We start from the raw sequence: 319 nt of genomic DNA on the forward strand, positions 1-319 counted from the left end.
CTGTCTGTTAAGCGCCTCACTCAGCCGCAACTTGAACGCTATGGCCCGATGGTTGATGACAAACACAGGGGGCGAGTAAGACGCCGACTGCATGACATTATCGACCGTAACCGCGATGGCAAGATGTCAGCGGAAGAACTGCAAGCGGCGATCCGTTTGCCGGCCCATGCCCAGTCGATTTCGCGGCTGATCGTTCGCTGCCTGAACGAATGGTATTACAGGCCGCCCATATGGGATGGGCTGGATGAGTTGCTGGGCCATAGCGGTTCGACTCCAAATTTGAATTGGTTGGCGGAGAAAGAGCGGCTCAAGCAAATGA

1 pseudogene is annotated in these 319 nt (G+C 55.5%); it reads left to right on the forward strand.

Features of this window, described 5'->3' with window-relative positions:
- A pseudogene (locus tag M5B99_RS29905) lies at positions 1-319 on the forward strand (EF-hand domain-containing protein); the annotation flags it as partial.

The sequence above is a fragment of the Pseudomonas sp. MWU13-2100 genome, from assembly GCF_023242365.1.
Lineage (GTDB): Bacteria > Pseudomonadota > Gammaproteobacteria > Pseudomonadales > Pseudomonadaceae > Aquipseudomonas.